The sequence below is a fragment of the Pedobacter ghigonis genome, assembly GCF_903166585.1.
GTDB classification, from domain to species: Bacteria; Bacteroidota; Bacteroidia; order Sphingobacteriales; family Sphingobacteriaceae; genus Pedobacter; species Pedobacter ghigonis.
This window is the reverse complement of record NZ_CAESCM010000023.1, coordinates 62,217-83,343: the sequence shown is the minus strand read 5'-3', so window position 1 is coordinate 83,343 and position 21,127 is coordinate 62,217. Positions and strand designations below refer to the sequence as shown.

The 21,127-nt window shown below is 42.0% G+C and carries 16 protein-coding genes; 5 read left to right on the top strand and 11 right to left on the bottom strand.

Annotation, left to right across the window (positions count from 1 at the left end; all coding sequences use genetic code 11):
* Nucleotides 1-255 precede the first annotated feature (255 nt).
* Genes HWV58_RS23295 through HWV58_RS23265 form a run of 7 tightly spaced genes read right to left on the bottom strand, consistent with a single transcriptional unit; the run spans nt 256 to nt 8,761 of the window.
* Nucleotides 256-1,521 carry a sensor histidine kinase gene (locus HWV58_RS23295; protein ID WP_175636410.1) on the bottom strand — a complete coding sequence of 422 codons (1,266 nt, stop codon included), beginning with the start codon at nt 1,519-1,521 and terminating at the stop codon, nt 256-258.
* Nucleotides 1,505-2,878 carry a sigma-54-dependent transcriptional regulator gene (locus HWV58_RS23290; RefSeq protein WP_175636409.1) on the bottom strand — a complete coding sequence of 458 codons (1,374 nt, stop codon included), beginning with the start codon at nt 2,876-2,878 and terminating at the stop codon, nt 1,505-1,507. The genes HWV58_RS23295 and HWV58_RS23290 overlap by 17 nt, the downstream gene beginning before the upstream one ends.
* Nucleotides 2,879-2,898: 20 nt before the next feature.
* Nucleotides 2,899-4,083: an ABC transporter permease gene (locus HWV58_RS23285; protein ID WP_235972807.1), complete on the bottom strand. Its 1,185-nt coding sequence runs from the start codon at nt 4,081-4,083 to the stop codon at nt 2,899-2,901.
* A gap of 18 nt (nt 4,084-4,101) precedes the next feature.
* Nucleotides 4,102-5,337: an ABC transporter permease gene (locus HWV58_RS23280; protein ID WP_175636408.1), complete on the bottom strand. Its 1,236-nt coding sequence runs from the start codon at nt 5,335-5,337 to the stop codon at nt 4,102-4,104.
* A 9-nt stretch (nt 5,338-5,346) separates the two neighbouring features.
* On the bottom strand, nt 5,347-6,012 hold the full coding sequence (locus HWV58_RS23275) for an ABC transporter ATP-binding protein (RefSeq protein ID WP_175636407.1): 666 nt from the start codon (nt 6,010-6,012) through the stop codon (nt 5,347-5,349).
* A gap of 37 nt (nt 6,013-6,049) precedes the next feature.
* Nucleotides 6,050-7,510 carry a TolC family protein gene (locus tag HWV58_RS23270; protein ID WP_175636406.1) on the bottom strand — a complete coding sequence of 487 codons (1,461 nt, stop codon included), beginning with the start codon at nt 7,508-7,510 and terminating at the stop codon, nt 6,050-6,052.
* 3 nt (nt 7,511-7,513) lie between these two features.
* Entirely contained in the window at nt 7,514-8,761 is a 1,248-nt protein-coding gene (locus tag HWV58_RS23265; protein WP_175636405.1) for an efflux RND transporter periplasmic adaptor subunit, read from the bottom strand.
* 250 nt (nt 8,762-9,011) lie between these two features.
* On the opposite strand from HWV58_RS23265, the gene HWV58_RS23260 reads away from it, so the two are divergent.
* Nucleotides 9,012-9,275: a CBU_0592 family membrane protein gene (locus tag HWV58_RS23260; RefSeq protein WP_175636404.1), complete on the top strand. Its 264-nt coding sequence runs from the start codon at nt 9,012-9,014 to the stop codon at nt 9,273-9,275.
* Here the strand turns inward: HWV58_RS23260 and HWV58_RS23255 are convergent.
* Nucleotides 9,243-9,869, bottom strand: a complete 627-nt coding sequence (locus tag HWV58_RS23255) for a TetR family transcriptional regulator (RefSeq protein ID WP_175636403.1) — start codon at nt 9,867-9,869, stop codon at nt 9,243-9,245. The genes HWV58_RS23260 and HWV58_RS23255 overlap by 33 nt on opposite strands.
* Nucleotides 9,870-10,059: 190 nt before the next feature.
* On the opposite strand from HWV58_RS23255, the gene HWV58_RS23250 reads away from it, so the two are divergent.
* The 4 genes from HWV58_RS23250 to HWV58_RS23235 are packed head-to-tail and all read left to right on the top strand — an operon-like array spanning nt 10,060 to nt 17,277.
* Nucleotides 10,060-13,269 carry a SusC/RagA family TonB-linked outer membrane protein gene (locus HWV58_RS23250; protein ID WP_175636402.1) on the top strand — a complete coding sequence of 1,070 codons (3,210 nt, stop codon included), beginning with the start codon at nt 10,060-10,062 and terminating at the stop codon, nt 13,267-13,269.
* 36 nt (nt 13,270-13,305) lie between these two features.
* Nucleotides 13,306-15,096, top strand: coding sequence for a RagB/SusD family nutrient uptake outer membrane protein (locus HWV58_RS23245; protein ID WP_175636401.1), 1,791 nt, complete (start codon nt 13,306-13,308; stop codon nt 15,094-15,096).
* A gap of 3 nt (nt 15,097-15,099) precedes the next feature.
* Entirely contained in the window at nt 15,100-16,020 is a 921-nt protein-coding gene (locus HWV58_RS23240) for a metallophosphoesterase family protein (RefSeq protein WP_175636400.1), read from the top strand.
* Nucleotides 16,021-16,038: 18 nt separating this feature from the next.
* Nucleotides 16,039-17,277, top strand: a complete 1,239-nt coding sequence (locus HWV58_RS23235; RefSeq protein ID WP_175636399.1) for an alkaline phosphatase family protein — start codon at nt 16,039-16,041, stop codon at nt 17,275-17,277.
* 86 nt (nt 17,278-17,363) lie between these two features.
* Here the strand turns inward: HWV58_RS23235 and HWV58_RS23230 are convergent, their stop codons facing one another.
* Genes HWV58_RS23230 through HWV58_RS23220 form a run of 3 tightly spaced genes read right to left on the bottom strand, consistent with a single transcriptional unit; the run spans nt 17,364 to nt 21,101 of the window.
* Nucleotides 17,364-18,713, bottom strand: coding sequence for an alkaline phosphatase family protein (locus tag HWV58_RS23230; protein ID WP_175636398.1), 1,350 nt, complete (start codon nt 18,711-18,713; stop codon nt 17,364-17,366).
* Nucleotides 18,714-18,717: 4 nt separating this feature from the next.
* Nucleotides 18,718-19,929 (bottom strand): metabolite traffic protein EboE, encoded by a 1,212-nt coding sequence (gene eboE / locus HWV58_RS23225; protein ID WP_175636397.1) that lies wholly within the window; start codon nt 19,927-19,929, stop codon nt 18,718-18,720.
* On the bottom strand, nt 19,926-21,101 hold the full coding sequence (locus HWV58_RS23220; RefSeq protein ID WP_175636396.1) for a 3-dehydroquinate synthase: 1,176 nt from the start codon (nt 21,099-21,101) through the stop codon (nt 19,926-19,928). Before HWV58_RS23220 ends, eboE begins: the two co-directional genes overlap by 4 nt.
* Nucleotides 21,102-21,127 lie beyond the last annotated feature (26 nt).

Here is a 21,127-nt window from a genome sequence, read left to right as displayed (position 1 = left end):
ATAGTTACCTAAATTTTACCCCATCGATCCTAGTCCTTAATAATGGGTATTACCCTAATTGTTATCTGGTCACTAAGGGAAAAAACGGTAGCGGATTGCATCATCTCTTAGGCATAAAAACCTTGACGACATAGTAATGTGCCGCTACCGCTTTAGGTAATCTGATATTTAATTTAAGTAAATAAATATTAGTCTTTCTTAAATAAGAATATATCAAAACAAATCTAAAGGACGATTCTCATAAACCTATTTCGTCTAAATCAGCTTAATGGTAAAACGGGTATCGCTTTCACCGAAGGTTTTTAAAGAGAATTCGAAGCCATGGTTTAGCAGAATTTCCCTTACGAGGGTTAAACCTATGCCCTGTCCGTCTTTTTTGGTGCTAAAAAACGGACTGAACAATTGCCCGATATGCTCCTCTGCTATTCCCTTCCCCGAATCCGAAATCTCCAGGATTTTCTCGTTTACATCGATCGTAAACAAAATAGATCCACCAATTTCAATTGCTTCAATTGCATTTTTTACAATGTTAATGAGAGCCTGCTCCATTTGCTCTACATCAGCCTGAACGAAGTATGGTTGATCAGGGAGCTCGAATTTAAAGTTGACCTGTTTTTCATTTGCCTGAAAAAACATGAGTTCGGAAACCGATTTAAGCAGGGCAACGATATCAATCTGCGTTTTTTTAGCAACAGGTATTTTAACCAGATCGGCAAAATTGCGCATAAACATATTCAGGTTCTGGTTGCGGTCGACTGCAATTTTAAGTGCGCTTTTCAGCTGGTCGTCGGCTTCGTTTAGCCATAAATGCTGTTGAGCCAAAGCAGTGTTCATGATGGAATTTACCGGGCCAACCGTATTGTTCACTTCATGCGCCATCATGCGGATCACCTTGCTGTAAACATTTTTTTCGGCCTCAAAAATTTCAGCGGTAACTTCCTCCATCATTACAAAAACACGCTCAAAACCCCGGTCCATAAACCTCGATTTGTGAATCTTAAAGGTCCGTAAACCATCCATACGGATCGTTCTGGCGGTTCCGGTTTCCATATCCTGAATATGATTCGACAACAAACCCGGATTAACCTGCAGCACAGCCGTGGCTTTGGGGTTAATCTGTTTAATTTGTCCGTCAAAATCAAGCACAATAATACCTGTTGGTGAAGTCTGGATTAGTTTTTCGAGGAAAAAATGCTGTTCCTGTTGCCTCGTGCGTTCTTTCCGCAATTCATCTATCATGCGGTTATATACCTCCACCAGTTCATCTACCTCTTTTTTACCTGTAAATAAAAATTTGACGTTAAAATCCTGGTCTTTTATGGCTGAGATACCCTGTCTTAAATAAGTAAGCGGCAAGATAAGCTGTTTGTAGAGATTGAGCGAAATCAATACCGAAATGATGATAAAAACCTCTGTGAGCATGAAAATAACCTTATTATCCTGAAAGATAAAAAAGCTCATCACCAGGCAAATCAGGTGCAGGATAACCAGAAACAGGATGTATTTAGTCTTCAGTTTCATTAAACGGAATTTGATATTTTTCCAGGCGACGATAAAGTGCATTTCGGGTAATGCCCAGCGATGCAGCGGCTTTGGTAATCCGGTTTTTATGGAAATTCATGGCTTGTTTAACCATTTCAGCCTCCATTTGGTCGAGGGTCATGGTACCCACCCCCGGAAGTTTCACCTGTTCGTTTTTTAATGGCGATAAATTTAACTGGGCTTTGAAATCGTCGGGTCCCAGTTCCTCGTTTCTGCTAATTAAAACAGTTCTTTCGACCAGGTTTTTTAACTGGCGGATATTGCCGGGCAAAGGCAACCGCTGCAGCCAGCGCATGGCTGCCCCTGAAACCGTTAAATCGGGGCGGTTATAAATTTCTTTCATGTTATTGATGAAGAAATTTACCAGCAAAGGTATATCTGTAGCGCGTTCCCTAAGCGCAGGCAAATGAATGGTAATTAAATTAATGCGGTACAAAAGATCTTCCCTGAAAAAGCCGGCATTCACCATTTCGTTCAGGTTTTTATTGGTGGCACAAACTACACGGGCATCAACAGTTTTCGTTCGGCTGCTACCTAAAACCTCGTAAGTTCTATCTTGCAGTACGCGTAATAACTTTACCTGACTTGCCGTTTCCAGATCGCCGATTTCATCTAAGAAAATGGTTCCTTTATTGGCCATTTCGAAGCGTCCCACCCGATCAAAGCGGGCATCGGTAAAAGCGCCCCGCACATGACCAAACATTTCGCTTTCGAATAATGAAGCAGAAATACCACCCAGATTTACTTTAACAAAAGGCTTTGCAGCACGCATACTATTTTCGTGTATGGCTTCTGCAATCAATTCCTTTCCGGTACCACTCTCGCCGGTAATTAAAACCGAAGCGTTGGTTCCGGCTACACGGCCAATGGTTTCTAAAATATTCAGCAGGCCGGCATCTTCGCCAATAATTTGTTTAAAATTGTATTTTTTATCCAGTTCCTTTCGCGTACGCGAAAGTGGCTGTTGCTGATTGAGTTGAAGCAGGGTTTTTACCGACTGGAGTACATAATCGTTATCCCAGGGTTTATTGATAAAATCGTTTGCGCCAAGCTTCATTCCCTGCACCGCCAGTTCGATACTTGCCCAACCGGTAATCAGGATGATTGGAACCGCGGCATCAAAATTTCTGATTTTTTTAAGCAGTTCCATCCCTTCTTTTCCCGAGGTGTCGATCGAAAAGTTCAGGTCAAGGATAATGAGTTCTGGACTTTGCGTTTTAACAATTTCAAAAGCCATAACCGCTTCATCTGCTATAAGCACTTCATTTCCTGCACTTTTTAACAGCAACGAAAGAGAAGTTCTCACCGCAATATCATCATCAACAATTAATATCATATACGAAGTTAAGATAAGTATTATTCTTCATGCAATGCAATAGCCGGATGAATACCTGCCGCTTGTTTGCCGGGATACAATGAGCAGGCAAAAACCAGCAGATAAATAAATAAAACGGATAGCAACATGGCCACGATGTACACACTTGCCGGAATATTGAAAACGCTAAGCAAGGGAAACTGAATGGCAAAAAAACAGCCTACTATTAACGACATGGTAGCCAAAATCATGGCCTCCATTACCAGTTGGAACGATACGGAACTGCCACTTGCCCCAATGGCACGCCTCAGGCCGATTTCACTTTTTCGTTTATTGATATTGTACCATAGCACGCCAAATAAGCCCAGCGCCACATTGATAATGAGAAAACCGGCAATGATGATAAAAATGACCATCGGAATAATGGTAACTTCATTTTTAGCATCGCGCATTTCGCTCAGGTGTTGTATCTCTACCGAATTTTTCATGGTGTTGGTCATGAATTTATACAACTGAGTTTCGAAAGTAGCATCGGCTCCATCGCGCACTTTAATGAGGATGTGGCTGGTATTGCGTAAGTATCCGGTATCTAAGCGGCTAAACATAGCATTGCCGGCAGGCCAGAAATCACCGTTAGCTTTAATGTCCTGTACTACGCCAATCACTTTCATTTTTTCTTTATCGTCGTAATCGCCGATGAGTTTACCGATCGCATTTCCCTCGCCAAACATCTGCTTCTTCAGGGTTTCGTTAATCACCAGGTTTTTATTCCTGGTTACGGCATCCTCGGGCAAAAACCACCTGCCGGCAATTACAGTTATATTCCAAACCTTTCTATAATCTTCACTCACGTTATAACTGTATACAGGGTTAAATTTCTTACCGTTTAAATGCAAACCGGTACTCATGGTACTGTTTGAATAGGGAAAATTTGCACCAGTATAGGTTACTTCCTCAATGAGGGGCATGGCTTTGAGCGATTTATACAAATTATCGTAAAAGATGCTGAGCGAATCGCGGTCTTTGGTCAGCAAGCCGTTATCGTAACTGATTGACCATACTTTTTTATATTGAAAACCTAGCGGCTTGCTATAGTTCTGGTAATAAAAGGTAAGGAAAGAAAATACGGCGAATATCACCATAAAGGAAACGAGTATTTCGGAAAGGAACAGGAAATTCTGTTTCCGCTTGTTCCATATTAATTTAAATAAATGTCTGAACATCATAATAGCTTCGGTTTAGGATTATTGCGCTTTAAGTGCTTTAACTACGTTAAGTTTCGACATTCTCCAGGCCGGGTAAACGCCAGAAATTAAACCAAAAAATACGCAGGCAATAAAACTGTAAAACAATACGGTAAAATTCATGCTAAGGCGCATATTTGAAATGACATTTGCACCATTGATGAGGTAAATAGCCAGTAAGGAAAGTATAATACCAATCAGGCCACCTAAAAAAGTCAGGATCATGTTTTCGACGATAAACTGGTAAACCAGGGTTTTAGAAGAAGCGCCGAAAGCCTTACGTACACCAATTTCTGACGAGCGCTCCATAATGCGGGTAACGTTAATATTTACCAGATTAATGGTGGGCAACAACAAAAAGAGCAAAACAAAAATACTCATGATGGAAACCACCCGGGTTGTACCGTTATTTGCGCCATCGCCTGCTATTCTCCTGGTCATCGAGGAGAAAAAAGGATCTGCATTGCTGTATACCCTGTCAAAATCTTTGGGTACCGGTACCCTGCGCATCATTTGTTGAAATTCCTTTTGCATTTTAGGTACATCAGCTTTGCTTTTGGCCAGCAATACTGCGTTATATGGGCCCATTAAATCGGGTTTATTGTAATTTTCGGTCGATACGGTGTATGGCAGGTACATGTCGCCGCTTAAGCTATTCACAGTTTTAGATACATTAGCCACTACGCCAATTACACGGTAATTGATATTATCGGCCGATATGTACTGACCAATCACATTGGCTACATTGCCGAAATAAGCCTTTCGGGTTTGTTCTGAAATGACAGCTACCTTATCGGCATTTTCTATTTCCTTTTGCGAATAAGGTTTGCCTGCCAGGAAGCGATATTCGAGTACATTCCAGTAATCGGCATTGGTATATTTATAGGCAATAACAATCTTTTTATTGTTTACGTAGGCATTAGAAGCTTTTGGATTAGAGGAAATGGCCATCTTATCTACTGTTTTCAAGGTTGATACATAATGTTTGAAAAAGTAGAAAGAAACGTCGCTACGGTTCAGCCAGCCTTCTTTGGTATTTTTGTATTCCATACTGCCCACGTAGAGCGAGCGTTCGCGTTTCAAATCGGGATAATCCGGACTTAAAACTTTATCCATAAACGCAGCGGTAACCATTAGAATGGTTAGTGTAAAACTGATTCCGAACAAGCTTACGAAGGTGAAAAACTTCCTCCTTTTGAGGACAGCTATGGCGATTTTAAAGTAGTTTTTTAACATAGCGGTATTTTATTGAACTTGAGAACCATCGAAGAGGCGAACCAAACGGTGTGTTTTGTGCGCCATATTTTCATCATGCGTAACCATCACAATGGTGGTACCCTCATTCTGGTTAAGGTTAATCAGGATATCCATAATTTCATTACCCATAGCACTATCTAAGTTACCGGTCGGCTCATCGGCCAGGATAATCTGCGGATTGCCAACAACTGCCCGTGCAATGGCCACCCGCTGGCGCTGACCACCAGATAGCTGCGTAGGAAAATGCTTTAAACGATTACTCAGGCCCACCTTTTCTAAAGCTGCAGTAGCCAGTCTTTTACGTTCCTTGGCCGATGAATTGCGGTACAATAGCGGCAACTCTACATTATCAAGCACCTGCAAATCGTTAATGAGGTGGTAGCTTTGAAAAATAAACCCCAGTTTTTCGTTCCGGAACCGGGCCAGTTTCTGATCTGAATAACTGCTGATATCCTGACTATCGATCTGTATTTTGCCTTTTGAAGGTTCATCCAGCAAGCCCATAATATTAAGCAAAGTACTTTTACCACAACCCGAAGGTCCCATGATGGATAGAAATTCGCCCCTGGCAATGTCGAGGTTAATGCCATTTATGGCCAGCGTTTCTACCGTATCTGTGCGGTAAACTTTTTCGATGTTCTGTAAGCGTATCATAATGTTTGATGTAAAATGTAAGGTTTTAAATATGTATTTAATAGCTGATTTTTTTATTTTGCTCAAAGTCGTAAAGGGACAAGTAACGCAGCTGGTAATAGGCAGCCCAGAAATCGCGCAATGAAGAAACGTAATCGCGTTTGGCGCGGTCGTTTTCCTGAAAGGCAATACTGAGATCGGTAATACTCAAATTTCCCAATACATAACGCTCACCGGCTATTTTGTACTTCTCTGCAGCAATTTTTTCGGCGTTATCCGTCAGTTGTATTTGTTCTTTCATCATGTTAAAAAGGGTAACCTGTGTAACAATCTGCTGTTTAAAGGTTTGCTTATCCTGTTCAACAGCGTAAATGGTAAATTGCTCGTTGGCCTGTGCGGTTTTGGTGCGCGATTTAGACCTACCCCAATCCATCACCGGAATTGAAAGCTGCAGCTCTACTGATTGCTGGTTTTTAGGCGAGCGGTACACATCAAAGGCATTTGTTGCCGCATTTGAATAACCCAAATTAGCCCTCAAAGTGGCTTTCAAGCCATTTTCACCTTTGGCTTTAGCCACATCTCTTCTGGCTTCGGCCAACCTGCGTACAAATGCAATGGCATCCGAGCGGTTTTCGTAAGCCTCGCTCAATACCTTTTCTGTAGCTACACTCATTTGTGCAACTACCGCCGGCATGTTCAGTTTGATCCGGTCGTCGCCCTCAATACCAGTATAACTTCTTAGGTTCAATGTGGCAATTTCTACATCACGTTTGGCTGTGCCTACTGCCTTTTGGGCATTTAAAACCTCCAACTGCAACTGCAGGATTTCATTTTTGGAAATTTTCCCCAGTTCAAATTTGGTATCGGCAATGGTTAATATCCGCTGCGTATTGGCGTAATTCAGTTCGGCAATATCGAGGTTAACCTGCGCCAAAAGCAAATCGAAAAAGTATTCGGTTACGGTAACCGATATTTTCTCCTGTGTTTCTATAAAAGCCTGCTTGCTTTCGTTAAACTTCAGGGGTTCTATTTTTTTGTCCCACTTTAGGGCATTAAACTGCAACAAGGGTTGCGTATAGCCTAAGCCATAAGGAATACCATTGTAAAGTACGTTTTTGCGGTCGAAATCATCGAAGCGCTGCAATTGCGTAGTGCCGTAAATGGTACCACCGGTTGCTGCAATACTTTGGCTAAAATTTAAAGTAAGCGACGAATTATCGTAATGTACGGGCTGAAAAAGAATACTTCCGTTGGGTTGCTGCACCTGGGTATAGGTTTTGGTATAACCCGGCAACACCCCTTCTAAAGCCAGCTGAGGCTGATAATTGGATTTAAATGTACGCCACTCCCAATATTTGGTTTCTTTAACCGTGAGGGCCTGCTTGGCAGCAATGGAATTGGCTTTAGCCATTGCTACCACCTGGGGCAGGCTTAACCTTAGCGTATCGTTTTTGGGAAAGGCAAAAACCCCTAAACCGATCCACCATAACAAAGGCATTATTAAAAATTGCTTTGTCATAACTTAATTGCTAATGGTTACTGTTTTAACATTTTTGTAGTCGCCCATATCCGAAGTAATTACCTCGTCGCCGGCTTTTAAACCACTTAAAATTTCAACATAATCGAAATTGCTCAACCCCGTTTTAACAGTCCTGCGTTCGGCAATACCATTTTTGAGCACAAAAATTTCCTGCAGATTGGTACCGTTAAATGCCGGACCATTGGCCACCCTCAAAACACCATTACGTGTAGCCGTAACCAAAAAAACATCTACTTTTTGGTTTGGCCTTAGCACCTTGCTGTCTTTTTGGTTCAGCTGGATATCGAAGGAAACAATCGCATTGTTTACTGCTGGCGAAATATTTACAATTGAGCCCCTTAACTGCGTATCGCCTATGCGGATAATCGCAGTCATATTGTTGTGGATTTTGTCCAATAAATTATCAGACATGCTGCCCGCAACCTTAAAGCCACTTAAATCGGCAATGCGCACCAATGCATCACCTTCGTGAACCGCCGAACCAATGTTTTTATTTACCCAGGTAATTACACCCGGTCTTGTAGCAATTAAATCAGCCAGATCGAGCCTGCGTTTCAATGCATCGAGGTCGTTCCGCTGGATGGCCAAAGCAATTTCGGCCTCCCTGATCTCGATTTTCATCGTTTGCTGTTTGCTCCTGATTTCATTTTCGAGCTGTAACTTTTCGAGTTCGGCTACTTTAAGTTCAAGTTCGGCACGTTCAACATCTTCTTTGGTACCGCCACCCGCTTTAAGCAATCTTTTGGCCGAAGAAACCGCATCGGTAAGGTTACTGATCCGCAATTGTTTGATGCTGTTGTTGGATTTGATATCGTAAAAACTTTTTTCGAGATCGAGTCTCAGCTTGCGGATCTCGTTTTGCTTCGATTCCATCTGGAACTGAAGTTTATCATAATCTGTCTGGCTTACAGATTTATCGAGGGTTAAAATCGACTGGCCTTTGGTAACCTTATTGCCGGCATCCATTAAAACTTTTTTAATCGATGCATTAATGGGACTGGTTAAAACTTCTTCAAATTCGGGTAGCACCTCACCGGTAGCGTTAATGGTATTTTCGATGATACCAACTTCTACCTTTGCTGTGGTAATATCGGCAAGGGTTAAGGCAGGTTTAAAATAAAACCTTACCCACCAGATACAGGCTACAATTACCAGCAGGAAGATCCCGGCAATGAGGTATTTTTTCTGCTTCTTTTTCGCTAAAACTTCTTCGGCAATGAGTGTGTCCATCTAAATATTTTTAGCACATCCATTACAAGCACAATACCAAAGTTAAAACACTGAAAAACAATTGTTTAAAAATTATTCAGAAACAAAAAATGCCCGATATCGAACATTTTGTTTCATATCGGGCAAAAACTTTTACTAAGATTTTTAAGCATGCTGCAATTAACCAGCAATCGATGATCTTTTATAATGTATTCAAAATAGACTGTACTGCTAATGGTAATTTGTTATATTGGACGCAATTTTTAGCGATATGACAAAATTAATCATGACCTGTATTGGCTGGCTCGGTGTACTGCTTTGTACCTTAGGTTACCTCTTATTAAGTTTAAAAGTAATTAAGGCAGAATCGTGGACATTTCAGTTGCTTAACGTTGTGGGTGGCCTGTGCCTGGCGTTAACCGCGCTTGATACCAGCGACCTGCCTAATGCAGCGGCCAACCTCTTGTGGATGACCATTGGCATTTACGCGCTTGGCCGGCAGTTAACCAGCAGAAAGCGTACCAGCGAGGCTTAACTGTTCTATCCCCAAAATCTGATAAGCCTTATGTTTGTAATAGCCAAGCCTTTCTGTATAGGCTTTTTTATCGCTTTCCAGCGATAGGTAAAAATACGCCCCATCTACCAGTACAAAAATCAGATCTGCCGTAGTTTGCGGATTTTTAATTGAGGTTAATCCTTTGGCATTGCAAACCTCAATCATATCAGCCAATCCTTTGCGCAGCGAGTCCAGTATTAATTTATACTTCGCTTTGATCTTTTTCTCCCTAAAGGCCAGCGCATAAAAAGTATAAAACAAGCCATCATCAAAAAGCAGGTTCCATTTTTTAGAAAACAACATTTCTACCGTTTTCTGAAGGTCTTCGAGCCTGGGTTCGCCTTTATCTTTTATGGTATAAATAAGTAAATACCGTTCCAATATATAATCGATCAGTGCATAGCTGAGGTCTTCTTTAGTTTTAAAATAATGAATAATTAAACTTGGGTTAATATCCATTACTTTGGCAATTTTGGCTATAGAGCTATTTTCATAACCTTCTTTCTTGGCTACCTGATAAAATACCTTGATAATTTCCAGTTGCCTTGTCTCTTTTAGGCTTTTCCTTCCCATACTGCTGTTAATTTAAAGGGGCAAACTAACCAAAAGTAGCAGCATTAGCAAAATTTATTTTTTAAATAAATTAAATGAATGTTCAATCAATATATTAATTTAGTTTTAACTTAACCTTAATATGATATGTTCAATTTAGCGGCCGCAAAAAAACAACTATCACATTTAAACCAAACAATTATCAAGCAAAATGAAAAAAAAACTATTATGGATTTTTACGCTGCTGATTTTATCGGCCAGCGCCTTTGCCCAGGGGATTACCGTAAAAGGGGTAGTCTCTGATGCAAAGACTAAGGAAACCCTCCCTGCCGTAAACATTTCGGTAAAAGGAACCAATCTGCACCTCGCTACTAATGGCAATGGTGCTTACACTATTAACGACCTGAAGGCAAATGCCGTTCTGGTTTTCACTTACATTGGCTATAAACAACAGGAAATTGCTTTAAACGGGCAAACCAAAATAGATGTAGCCCTAATGCCCGATTACGCTAACCTGGATGAAGTTGTAGTAGTTGGTTTTGGCACAAAGAAAAAAATCAACATTGCCGGTGCAATCGATCAGATCTCGGGTAAGCAACTCGAGTCAAGGCCTGTAACCAATGTACTGCAAGGCTTGCAGGGTATTAGCCCGGGTTTAAACATTACCTATGCCGGTGGTTCGCCAGGCTCACTGCCCAATATCAATATCAGGGGATATACTTCCATTAACGGTGGTTCTCCTTTAATTGTAATTGATGGTATTCCGGCTACAAGCAACGACGATATGTTGCGCTTAACCCCTTCTGATATTACTTCGTTTACCGTATTGCGCGATGCAGCTTCGTCTGCTATATATGGTGCCAGAGCGGCTTTCGGGGTAATTTTGATCACCACTAAACAAGGTGCTGCAGGTCGTAATGTAATCAGTTACAACACCTACCTATCGTGGGCTAAACCAACTTTGTTACCTAAGCCTGTAACCGATCCTTACATTTTCTCGAGGGTGCTGGAAACAGCAACAGATAATACCCCATGGGATTATGTTAATTATTCTGACGAATACTACCGTTGGGCTAAGGAAAGATCAGACGATCCATCTATAGCCGATACCCGTCTTGATCCGAAAGACCCAACCAAATGGGCCTATATGGGTAGCAAGGACTGGTACAACTATTTTTTTAACAACCAGAGTTTATCTAAAAGCCACACCCTTACTTTTTCGGGCGGTGCTACTGTAAATAACAAGCCACTAACCTATTATCTATCGGCTGATTATGCTAAAGATAATGGTTTAAACAAATTAACGGCCGATTACTGGGATCGTTATGGCTTAAGATCAAAAGTAGGTTTCTCGCCAATTTCGTGGCTTAAGGTTGATAATAACCTGAACATTTATGAAACCAAACGGGCATTACCAAACTCGAGTATTACCGACCTTTATTACCTGATGCCAACCGATGTGGCTACAAACCCGGATGGTACCTGGGCCAATACGTCAGCCGGAAGATTGGCTGCAAGATTGGTTGATGGTGGAAACAACTTACAAAACATGTTTGGTTTCCAGAATATTACCAGTGCAACTGCCCTTTTCTTAAATGGCGATTTACAGGTAAATGGTGATGCTTCTTTTAAACGCGAGCTTTGGAAAAGCCATGCCGACTCCAAAAAATATAAAATTGGTTATGGTCCTAACGATATCCGCGAAGAAGGCGGAACCGGCTCAGTAACCGAAAACAATGGTTACCTGTACAATAATGCCTTTAACTTATATGCCACCTATAAAAAAACAATAGGCGATCATTTCTTTAGTGCCATGGCTGGTTTTAACAGCGAAGACTACAATTATTCTACAGTAAATGCGTCGAGACAGGTGCTTATTTCTTCATCAACACCTTATCTTTCGCTTACCAGTGGTGCGGCTACAGCCACGGGAGGATATTCTGCCTATGCCACCAACAGTGCATTCAGCCGTTTAAACTATACCTATAAAAACAGATATATTTTAGAGGCAACCGGACGATATGATGGTTCATCGCGTTTCCCTGTTGAAAGACGCTGGGGATTCTTCCCATCGGCCTCTGTAGCCTGGATAGCCAGTAACGAAGAATTCTTTAAACCGCTTTCACCTGCTTTCAACACTTTTAAATTACGTGCTTCTTATGGCGATTTGGGTAACCAAAACGTAGGCGATTTCGGTTACATCCAGTCGTTGGCTGCAGGTACTTCAGGTTACCTGATTGGTGGTGCTGGCCAGAACCAGATTATAACCGGAGCACCGGGCTTAAACGTAGATCCTCAGACCTATACCTGGGAAAGGGTATCGACTTTAAACCTGGGTACTGATATCGGTTTATTAAACGATAAACTTTCTTTCACATTCGATTACTACATCCGCGATACTAAAGGGATGTTAACGGCTGGTCAGGAGTTACCAGGTGTGCTTGGTACATCAGTACCAAGACAAAATTCTGCCGATTTACGCACTAAAGGATGGGAACTTTCGGTATCGTACAGAGATAAGTTTATGGTAGCAGATAAACCATTCAATTTCGAAACCAAAATATTCCTTGCCGATTCTAAGGCCAAAATCACCAAATTCAAGAACGATCAGAACCTGTTTTCGAACTACCGTGAAGGACAAACCCTTGGCGAAATATGGGGATTGGAAAACGATGGTGTTTTCCGCAGTAAAGCAGAAATTGCCGCTTTAGATGAATCGGCTATTATTCCATGGGGTGCATTATCTATTGTAGAAGGCTGGCCAAAATATGTAGATCTGGATGGCAATAAGAAAATAGAACGCGGTTTAAGCGCTAACGATCCGAAAGATTTAAAAATAATTGGTAACAGCGCCGACCGCTATACCATTGGTGCAAACCTGAATATGGACTGGAACGGTTTTGATATTTCGGTATTCTTACAAGGGGTATTGAAAAGAGATTTTTATCCACACCATTACCTTTTCTGGGGACCTTATCAGCAGCCTTATGCAAACGTATATCCATGGAACCTTGATTTTTACCGTGGTGCAGCAGATTCTCCAGAGCAACGTGCAAAACACTCGGCTTCTTATCTGGCAGCTGGTTTGGCCGATGCCAATACCGATTCGCAATATCCTGTATTACAATCGTGGCTAGCTGATGCCAACTACGGTGCCGGATTGGATATTCCGCAAACCAAATACCTGTTAAACGGTGCTTATCTGCGTATCAAAAACGTATCGTTGGGTTATACCTTTCCTGCTAAATGGACTAAAAAAGTAAGCATCAGCCGTTTGCGCTTATTTGTAACAGCCGATAATCTTTACGAGTTCTCTAGCATTAAGAAATTTATCGATCCTGAAGCAGTTAACCAGGGGCCAACAGCCTGGGCTTATCCTTACCAACGCAGGTATGCTGTAGGTTTAAACCTTGATTTCTAATCCAACAAAGATTCATCACATTTCAAAAACAATTAAATGAAAAAGTACATATATATATTGTTTATTGGTCTTGCCGGTACATTTGCCGCCTGTAAAAAAGGCGAGTTAGACCGCTATCCGCAAACCTCTATTTCACCCAATCTTTTCTTCAATACAGAAGAGGATTTGGCCTTGTATGTAAACGGTCTGTTATCGCAACCCGATCGCAACAGTTACCTGAACGATCAGAGTACCGATAACGTAGCCACTACAGCCGCCGTTGAGGTTAAAAACATCATGCTGGGCACTGCTAACGCCCAAAACATTACAACTGGCTGGAGCTGGAGCAGATTGCGTAACATCAATTACTTTTTAGAGAATTTTAAGAAAGCACAGGTTAATGGTGCGATTAAAAACCACTATGCCGGTCTTGCCCGCTATTACCGTGCAGAGTTCTATCTCGATAAAATAAAGCGCTTTTCGGATGTGCCCTGGTACTCAGGTACCTTAGAGCCTGGTGATGAAGAACTTTATAAGCCACGCGATACACGCGCATTAATCGCCGATAGTATTATGGCTGATTTAGATTTCGCCTATAAAAATGTTAGGGAAAGCGTACCTGTTGGTACCCCGGGCAAATGGGCTGTAGCAACCTTATACACCCGTGCGGCTTTATACGAAGGTACTTATCGCAAATACCATAGCGAATTAAACCTTAGAGGTTCTGCCAATACATTTTTACAAACCGCTGCAAAGGTTGCAGGCGAAATTATAGCAGCCAAAAAATTCAGCATTTACAACACTAACCGCCCTGATCAGGATTATGCCACGCTATTTGCAAGCCAGGATTTAACCGGAAACAGTGAAGTGATTTTAGCCAACATTTTCGACCTGAGCAAAAGTAAAGGACAAAACGTTAACGGTGTGGTATTTGGCGATTACGAACAGGCTCCAGCAAAAGACTTGCTGCTTACCTACCTGATGAAAGATGGTACGCGTTTTACTGATATAGCTGGTTATGCACAAAAGAGTTTTGTTGATGAATTTAAAAACCGCGATCCTCGCATGTCGCAAACGATGGTATATCCCGGTTGGACCAGGGTACCCGATGCAACACCTTACATTCAGCGTTTAAACAAAAACTTTACCGGTTACCACCAGCTAAAAGGTTATGTAAACAGTACCGATAATAACATCTTAAATGGTGTCGATTTCCCGGTTTACCGTTATGCAGAGATCTTGCTTAACTATGCGGAGGCACTTGCCGAACTGGGCACTTTAACCCAATCAGACTTAGACCAATCGGTAAATTTACTAAGAAAAAGAGCGGGCATGCCAAACCTCGACATGGGAGTAGCAAACGCAGGACCAGATGCTTTTTTACAGCTTCAATATCCTAATGTTACGGCCAATGCAGGTGTAATCTTCGAAATCAGACGCGAGCGCAGGGTGGAATTTGCTTTCGAAAACTTAAGATACGATGACCTGATGCGTTGGAAAGCAGGTAAATTATTAACCAGAAGTCCGGAAGGCATGTACTTTGCTGGCTTGGGTAAATACGACCTTACCGGCGATGGTGTAGATGACATTATTCTAATCGACAGAACAGCTACCGTTCCGGCAGAAGAACAAAAAGAGAAAAATTCGTTGGGTGTTAAACTGGTATATTACCGTGCCGGAACCATTGGAACGGATGCTACCGTGTACCTGAAAGCTGGCAATGGTGGAGGTAACATAGTAACCGAAAATGTAATCAGGAATTTTGAAGAGCCTAAATTCTACTACCGCCCTATCCCACAACAACAAGTTACCCTAAACCCTAAACTTAAACAGATTTTTGGCTGGTAAACCATGGAAATAAAAAGAAGAACACTATTAAAAACAGTAGGCTTGGCTGCCGGTGCTTTAGCAACCGGCAGCCTTCCTGCCTTCGCTACAGCTAATGAAAGCGAAAACAGAAAGGATAAAAAACTGGCACTTAGCGTGGCACACATTACCGACGTACACATCCGGCCGGGTGATAATGCACCTGAGCGTTTTAAGAGCTGCCTAAAACAGATCATCAGCAAGCATAAGCCTGATTTTTTCTTAAATGGAGGCGATTCCATTAACGATGCATCGTACGATAATGTGGTACGCGATCAGGTTACCGAACAATGGGCAATTTGGGACGATTGCCTGAAAGGCATGGAAAAACATAAGGTATACAGCTGCATTGGTAATCACGATCCCTGGTGGAAAGCCCCTGCAAAAACTGATGAAATGTACGGTAAAGACTATGTTGTTAAACGTTTAAAAATCCCACACCGTTATTATAGCTTTTCGAAAAAGAACTGGCACTTTATTATTCTGGATGGCAACAACAGTAAAATATCACTTGATGATGAGCAGTATGACTGGTTGCAGCAGGAGCTGGAAAAATTACCAGCGGCTACACCTGCGGTAATCATGTCGCATTATCCTATTTTGGGTACCACACAGGTATTGGTAGGTGGAGGTCATTCGGATGCCAAAAAGCTAAAGGATCTTTTCTATAAACACCGCGATAAAGTTAAAATCTGTTTAAGTGGCCATAACCACCTTTCCGATCACACGGCATACAACGGTGTGCTTTATTGTTGTAATGGTGCAATGAGTGGTTTTTGGTGGGGTAAAGGCGATGCCGAATCAGCTGGCCCGGGTTATTATCTGGAAACGCCTCCGGGATACGCCATGTTAAAACTATATACTGATGGCACTGTAGAAAACACCTATTATCCTCACTCCTTTTAACATTTAAGCTAAAAAAATATGAAACGCTTAAAGATTGTTATTTTCACTACCTGCATGGGTTTATCAACCATTGTAAATGCACAACAGCGTCAGCAGAAGGTGGTTTACATCATCGCTGATGGCATTCCTGCAGATGTGATAGAACGAGAAAACCTGCCTAATTTTAAGAAGATCATCACGGCAGGTGCTTACTCGCGTATGCATGTGGGTGGCGACAAAGGCACCTATAACGAAACACCAACCATCTCGGCTGTAGGCTATAACAGTTTACTTACCGGTACCTGGGTAAATAAGCACAATGTGCCTGATAACGATATTAAGGCGCCTAATTACAATTATCAGCATATTTTCAAGGTGTTCAAAAACCAGTATCCTGATAAAAAAACAGCTATATTTTCGAGCTGGACCGATAACAGAACCAAATTGCTTGGCGATGGGCTTGCTGCTACCGGCAACTTTAAGCCCGATTATGCTCTTGATGGCTATGAACTGGATACTGTACGATTTAAGCACGACAAAAAATCGGCTTATATGCATCAGATTGATGAAGAAGTTATCAAACAGGCTGCCCATACCCTGCAACAAAATGCTCCTGATCTTTCATGGATCTATCTGGAATATACTGATGACATGGGGCACCGCTACGGAGATAGCCCGGAGTTTTCTAATGCCATTGCGCTGCTTGATGCACAGGTAGGAAAAATTTGGGATGCAATTAACTATCGTCAGCAGAAATTTAAAGAAGACTGGTTAATTATCATCACTACCGACCATGGCCGCGATGAGAAAACCGGGCGTGGTCATGGTGGGCAATCGGATAGGCAAAGATCTACCTGGATGGTTAGCAATTACAAAAACCTGAATACCTATGCACAGTATTTTGATCTGGGTGTAGTAGATATTATGCCTTCGATAGCCCGTTACCTCCATGTACAACTGCCCGAAAGTGTTTTACAGGAAATTGATGGAACACCATTTATCGGCCCTGTTTCTTTGGCTAACCTTAAACTCAATCCTATGCAGAAACACCTCGATATTAGCTGGAAGGCACTCGAAAAGAATGGAAAGGTAAAAATATGGCTGGCTACTACCAATGAGTTTAAAACAGGCAGGAAAGACAATTACCATTTACTGGCGACTGTAGACCTCAACCAACAGCACTATTTTGCCGATTTGAAAGATTATCCGGCTACTTTTTATAAAATTATTGTAGAGGGTGCGAATAATAGCCTGAACAAATGGATTACGGTTAATTAGGAAAAAAAGTATCAGGTATTGAGTTTCAAGACAGTCTAACCGATCTTCAATACTTGATACTTGCTACCTGATACTAATAGCTCCCCTTACAAAGTCAAACTATCCCATATCACCTGGTAAACATCTACCGGCGTTAAAGCTTTATCGATTTTATTAGGCGTAACCAATACGGGCTTGAATTCTTCTTTGGTGTTAATTCGTCCGTGCGATCCTTTTATTAAGGTAGCATCTAGTGGAATCACATCCATCACGTACCTGAAGCCTGCTTTCTTTCGCAACAATTTATAACCCGCCCTTAATTTAGAGGTCATAAACATTTCAACCGGATCGTAACCTGGCTTTTTGTGAATATCAACTACTCTGGCGTAGTCGGGAGCTTTGGCATCATCTAACCAGAAATAATAGGTAAACCAACTATTTTCATCGGCCATCAATACCAGATCGCCGGAGCGTTCGTGGTTAATGTGGTGCGTTTGTTGTGCCGCTTTATCGAGAACAAGTTCTATACCCGGTAAGTTTTTAAGCAAAGCTTTTACCTGTTCGGTAACCGATTTATCATTAATGTAAACGTGCGCAATCTGATGATCGGCTACTACAAATGCTTTTGAAGCACCAGCATCGAGCAATTCCAAACCACGTTCTTCACGGATTTGAATCAAACCATTCTCCCTGAACAAACGGTTAAGGTGAATGGGGTTATTTACCGGTGCAATCCCATACTCGGAGAGTAAAATTACGCGTGCACCTTTATTTTCGTAAAAAGCAACCAAATCGGCAACTACCTGATCTATCTCCTGCAATTCAGTACCGATTTTAGCTTCATCCGGACCAAACTTCTGCAAGCAGTAATCCAGGTGCGGCAAATAGATCAGCGTTAGTGTTGGGTTGTGCAGGTTTTCGGTTTCCATAGCTGCATCAGCAATCCATCGGGTCGATTTAATGTTAGCCCCTGGTCCCCAAAACTGGAATAAGGGGAATTGACCTAATTTCGCTTGAAGGTGGTCCCTTAATTCAGCAGGTTGCGAGTAACAATCGGGTAGTTTACGCCCATCCGCAAGGTAATTTGGTCGCGGGGTTACCGAATAATCAACAGTCGAATACATATTGTACCACCAGAACATATTTGCACAGGTAAAATTAGGGTCCTCCTGTTTGGCTTTATCCCAAATCTTTTCGCCCTGAACCAGTTTGTTCGATTGTTTCCAGAACTTTACTTCACTTTCTGCATGGTCGTACCAGCCATTGCCAACAATACCATTATCTGCAGGGTATTTCCCTGTCAAATAAGCCGATTGTGCAGCAGTGGTAACTGCAGGCAGCAAAGGCGCTATTGTAGTTAAATGCTTTTCGGCAATATATTTCTGTAAGAAAGGTGTATTTGCGCCAATAACTGACTTAGATAAGCCTACAATATCGATTACAACTGTTTTATGCATGTTTTTACTGTGCTAATGTATTTTTTACCCAATCGAGTTCGCGGATAATAGATTCGTTTAAAGGTGCCTTCAATTGTGCAGGCAATACCTCCCAGGTATAAGTTTCTACCTCGAGGTGATTGGTAAAAGGATTGTTCTTTTGTAATGCCAACACTGCCCTGATATCGGCCTGGGTAGATTGAATTAAACCCATCTCCTCTACAAAGATTGGCACATGGAAATGCGCGCGCCACTCCTGCACTTCTTGTCTTTCGGCATCAGCCAATGCGTTTGACAGATCAGGATAGCGGATTAAACTGCCATCTTTCTGTTGCGCAATTACCTGGTGTAGGTAAACCGGTTCATCAAAACCAGCAAGTGCAGCTAATACCGCGCTCCTGTCGGCACTGGCTTCAGGCAGTTTTGCCTTTAAAGCAGCGCTGATCTGGATCTTACCCACCTGAATGCCTTTTTCCTGCAACTCTTGTACAATTGCAGCATGCGGTTCGTAGCCGATGGCAAAGTGACAAACATCGTAACACAGGCAAATGTGTCTTTTAATTATTTCTACAGCCTTTTCGGGAGTTAAACCAGCCTGTGCTGCAAATGCAGTTTTTCCGGCTGGTAAAAGTTCGTTTTCATACCAGTTGATAAATTCAGGACCAGATTCCAGAAAACCATCTGGTTCTGGCTCAATATCCAAATGAATCAGTTTGCCGGTATTCTGGTATATTTTGTTCAGCGCTTCAGCTATAGCCAAAACATGACTTGTTGCTTTAACTGTTGCTGCCTGTCTTTCCGAATCCGCTTTAAACCAGGGTTTATAACTCAATGGCGAGGTAGAAATACCCGCATCCATATTATCAGGAACCAGTTGTGCCAGTATTTCAGCTAAACGTAAGGTATAATCCAATCGTTCTGTTGTAGTCCAGTCGGGTGCATGTACTTGATCTTTAACGCGGGTATGGTGAAAGCCTCCGTAAGGGAAACCGTTCATGGTAAAAACATAAGCCCCCTCTGCATCCAGCCATTGTTTAAATGCTGTTAGCTGTGCTGCTTCAAGCAATTCGATACTGGCCAGATTAGAAAGACGCAAGCCAATACCCATGGGTTCATCGGGCGATAAAGCTGCCTTTAGCTTTGGAAAGCTATCTTTCAGTACTGCAAAATGTGCTGACCAGCTTTCGCCGGCATATATATTGGTACAAAAGGTTAAATGACCTGAACTTAGTTTCATAATGCGGTAGTAGTTGAATGTGCAGCAGCCTGATTCTGCAACGATTCGGCCGCTTGTTTTAAGATTACGGCATCTATTTCGTGAACTTCTTCTCCTTTACCCAAGGCCGTGAGCAAGGTAATGGTAAGCTGTCCACCCAGGTGTTCTCTAAACTCTTCTAAACCTTGTAAAATAGGGCTGTTATCGCCCTCTACCTGAAGTAATGGATGCGTTAATTCAAAGCCCAAAGCCTGGATTACCGCAATAACCCTTTGGGCATCTGCAGCACTTATCCTACCCGATAGGTTCGAATACACGGTATCTAAAGCAATGCCCATTGCCACTGCTTCTCCATGTCTGATTTCGAAATTGGTTAAATATTCGAGTTTATGTGCGCTCCAGTGGCCAAAATCAAGCGGGCGTGCGGATCCGTTTTCGAAAGGATCGGCGCTGCGAATGTGTTCCAGGTGTAGTTTGGCACATTTCCAGATCTGGTAATTCATGGCTTCCCTATCACGATGAGCCAACGCCGTAGCATTGGCTTCTAACCACTCAAAAAATTCAAGATCTTTTATCAGGGCTACTTTAATCGCCTCGGCAATGCCCGAACGCCAATCGCGATCAGACAGGGTATTTAAAAACAATTCGTCGTTAAACACTGCAACAGGCGGTGAGAAAGTGCCCAGAAAGTTTTTCTTATTGAAATAATTGATACCATTCTTAACGCCAACTCCCGAATCGTTCTGAGAAAGTACTGTACTCGGTATGCGGATGTGTTTAATACCCCTGTGCGCAATGGTTGCCGCATAACCCACCATATCGAGCACGGCACCACCACCAATAGCTGCTACGAAAGAATGCCTGTCGATACCATGGGTATTGATGGCTTCTAAAATCCGATCGAGATATTGGGTATCATTTTTAACCAGTTCGCCACCGGGAATTACGATAATATCCTGAACAAGTTGTGTTTGATTATACTTATTAAAGTATTGCTTTATTTCAGCGGTTAAAGCTGTATGCGCTTCAGCCACCCCTTCATCAATTACAAAAAGGATCTTTTTTATGGTTACAGCCGGGTTAAGCTGGCTTAGAAAATCACTGAATAACTTATTTTCAGCAGCAAAAAGTGCTGAGGTAAAGAAAACATTATAATTGTATTGTACAGTAAAGGATTGTTGTAAATGTTCCATAATAATTGGATAATCAGGTTAAATCG

Coding starts and splice junctions, on each gene's coding strand:
- HWV58_RS23260 (WP_175636404.1), top strand. CDS start 9,012: ATGACAAAATTAATCATGACCTGTATTGGCTGGCTCGGTGTACTGCTT.
- HWV58_RS23270 (WP_175636406.1), bottom strand. CDS start 7,510: ATGACAAAGCAATTTTTAATAATGCCTTTGTTATGGTGGATCGGTTTA.
- HWV58_RS23230 (WP_175636398.1), bottom strand. CDS start 18,713: ATGCATAAAACAGTTGTAATCGATATTGTAGGCTTATCTAAGTCAGTT.
- HWV58_RS23255 (WP_175636403.1), bottom strand. CDS start 9,869: ATGGGAAGGAAAAGCCTAAAAGAGACAAGGCAACTGGAAATTATCAAG.
- eboE (WP_175636397.1), bottom strand. CDS start 19,929: ATGAAACTAAGTTCAGGTCATTTAACCTTTTGTACCAATATATATGCC.
- HWV58_RS23285 (WP_235972807.1), bottom strand. CDS start 4,083: ATGATGTTCAGACATTTATTTAAATTAATATGGAACAAGCGGAAACAG.
- HWV58_RS23220 (WP_175636396.1), bottom strand. CDS start 21,101: ATGGAACATTTACAACAATCCTTTACTGTACAATACAATTATAATGTT.
- HWV58_RS23280 (WP_175636408.1), bottom strand. CDS start 5,337: ATGTTAAAAAACTACTTTAAAATCGCCATAGCTGTCCTCAAAAGGAGG.
- HWV58_RS23295 (WP_175636410.1), bottom strand. CDS start 1,521: ATGAAACTGAAGACTAAATACATCCTGTTTCTGGTTATCCTGCACCTG.
- HWV58_RS23235 (WP_175636399.1), top strand. CDS start 16,039: ATGAAACGCTTAAAGATTGTTATTTTCACTACCTGCATGGGTTTATCA.
- HWV58_RS23245 (WP_175636401.1), top strand. CDS start 13,306: ATGAAAAAGTACATATATATATTGTTTATTGGTCTTGCCGGTACATTT.
- HWV58_RS23265 (WP_175636405.1), bottom strand. CDS start 8,761: ATGGACACACTCATTGCCGAAGAAGTTTTAGCGAAAAAGAAGCAGAAA.
- HWV58_RS23275 (WP_175636407.1), bottom strand. CDS start 6,012: ATGATACGCTTACAGAACATCGAAAAAGTTTACCGCACAGATACGGTA.
- HWV58_RS23240 (WP_175636400.1), top strand. CDS start 15,100: ATGGAAATAAAAAGAAGAACACTATTAAAAACAGTAGGCTTGGCTGCC.
- HWV58_RS23290 (WP_175636409.1), bottom strand. CDS start 2,878: ATGATATTAATTGTTGATGATGATATTGCGGTGAGAACTTCTCTTTCG.
- HWV58_RS23250 (WP_175636402.1), top strand. CDS start 10,060: ATGAAAAAAAAACTATTATGGATTTTTACGCTGCTGATTTTATCGGCC.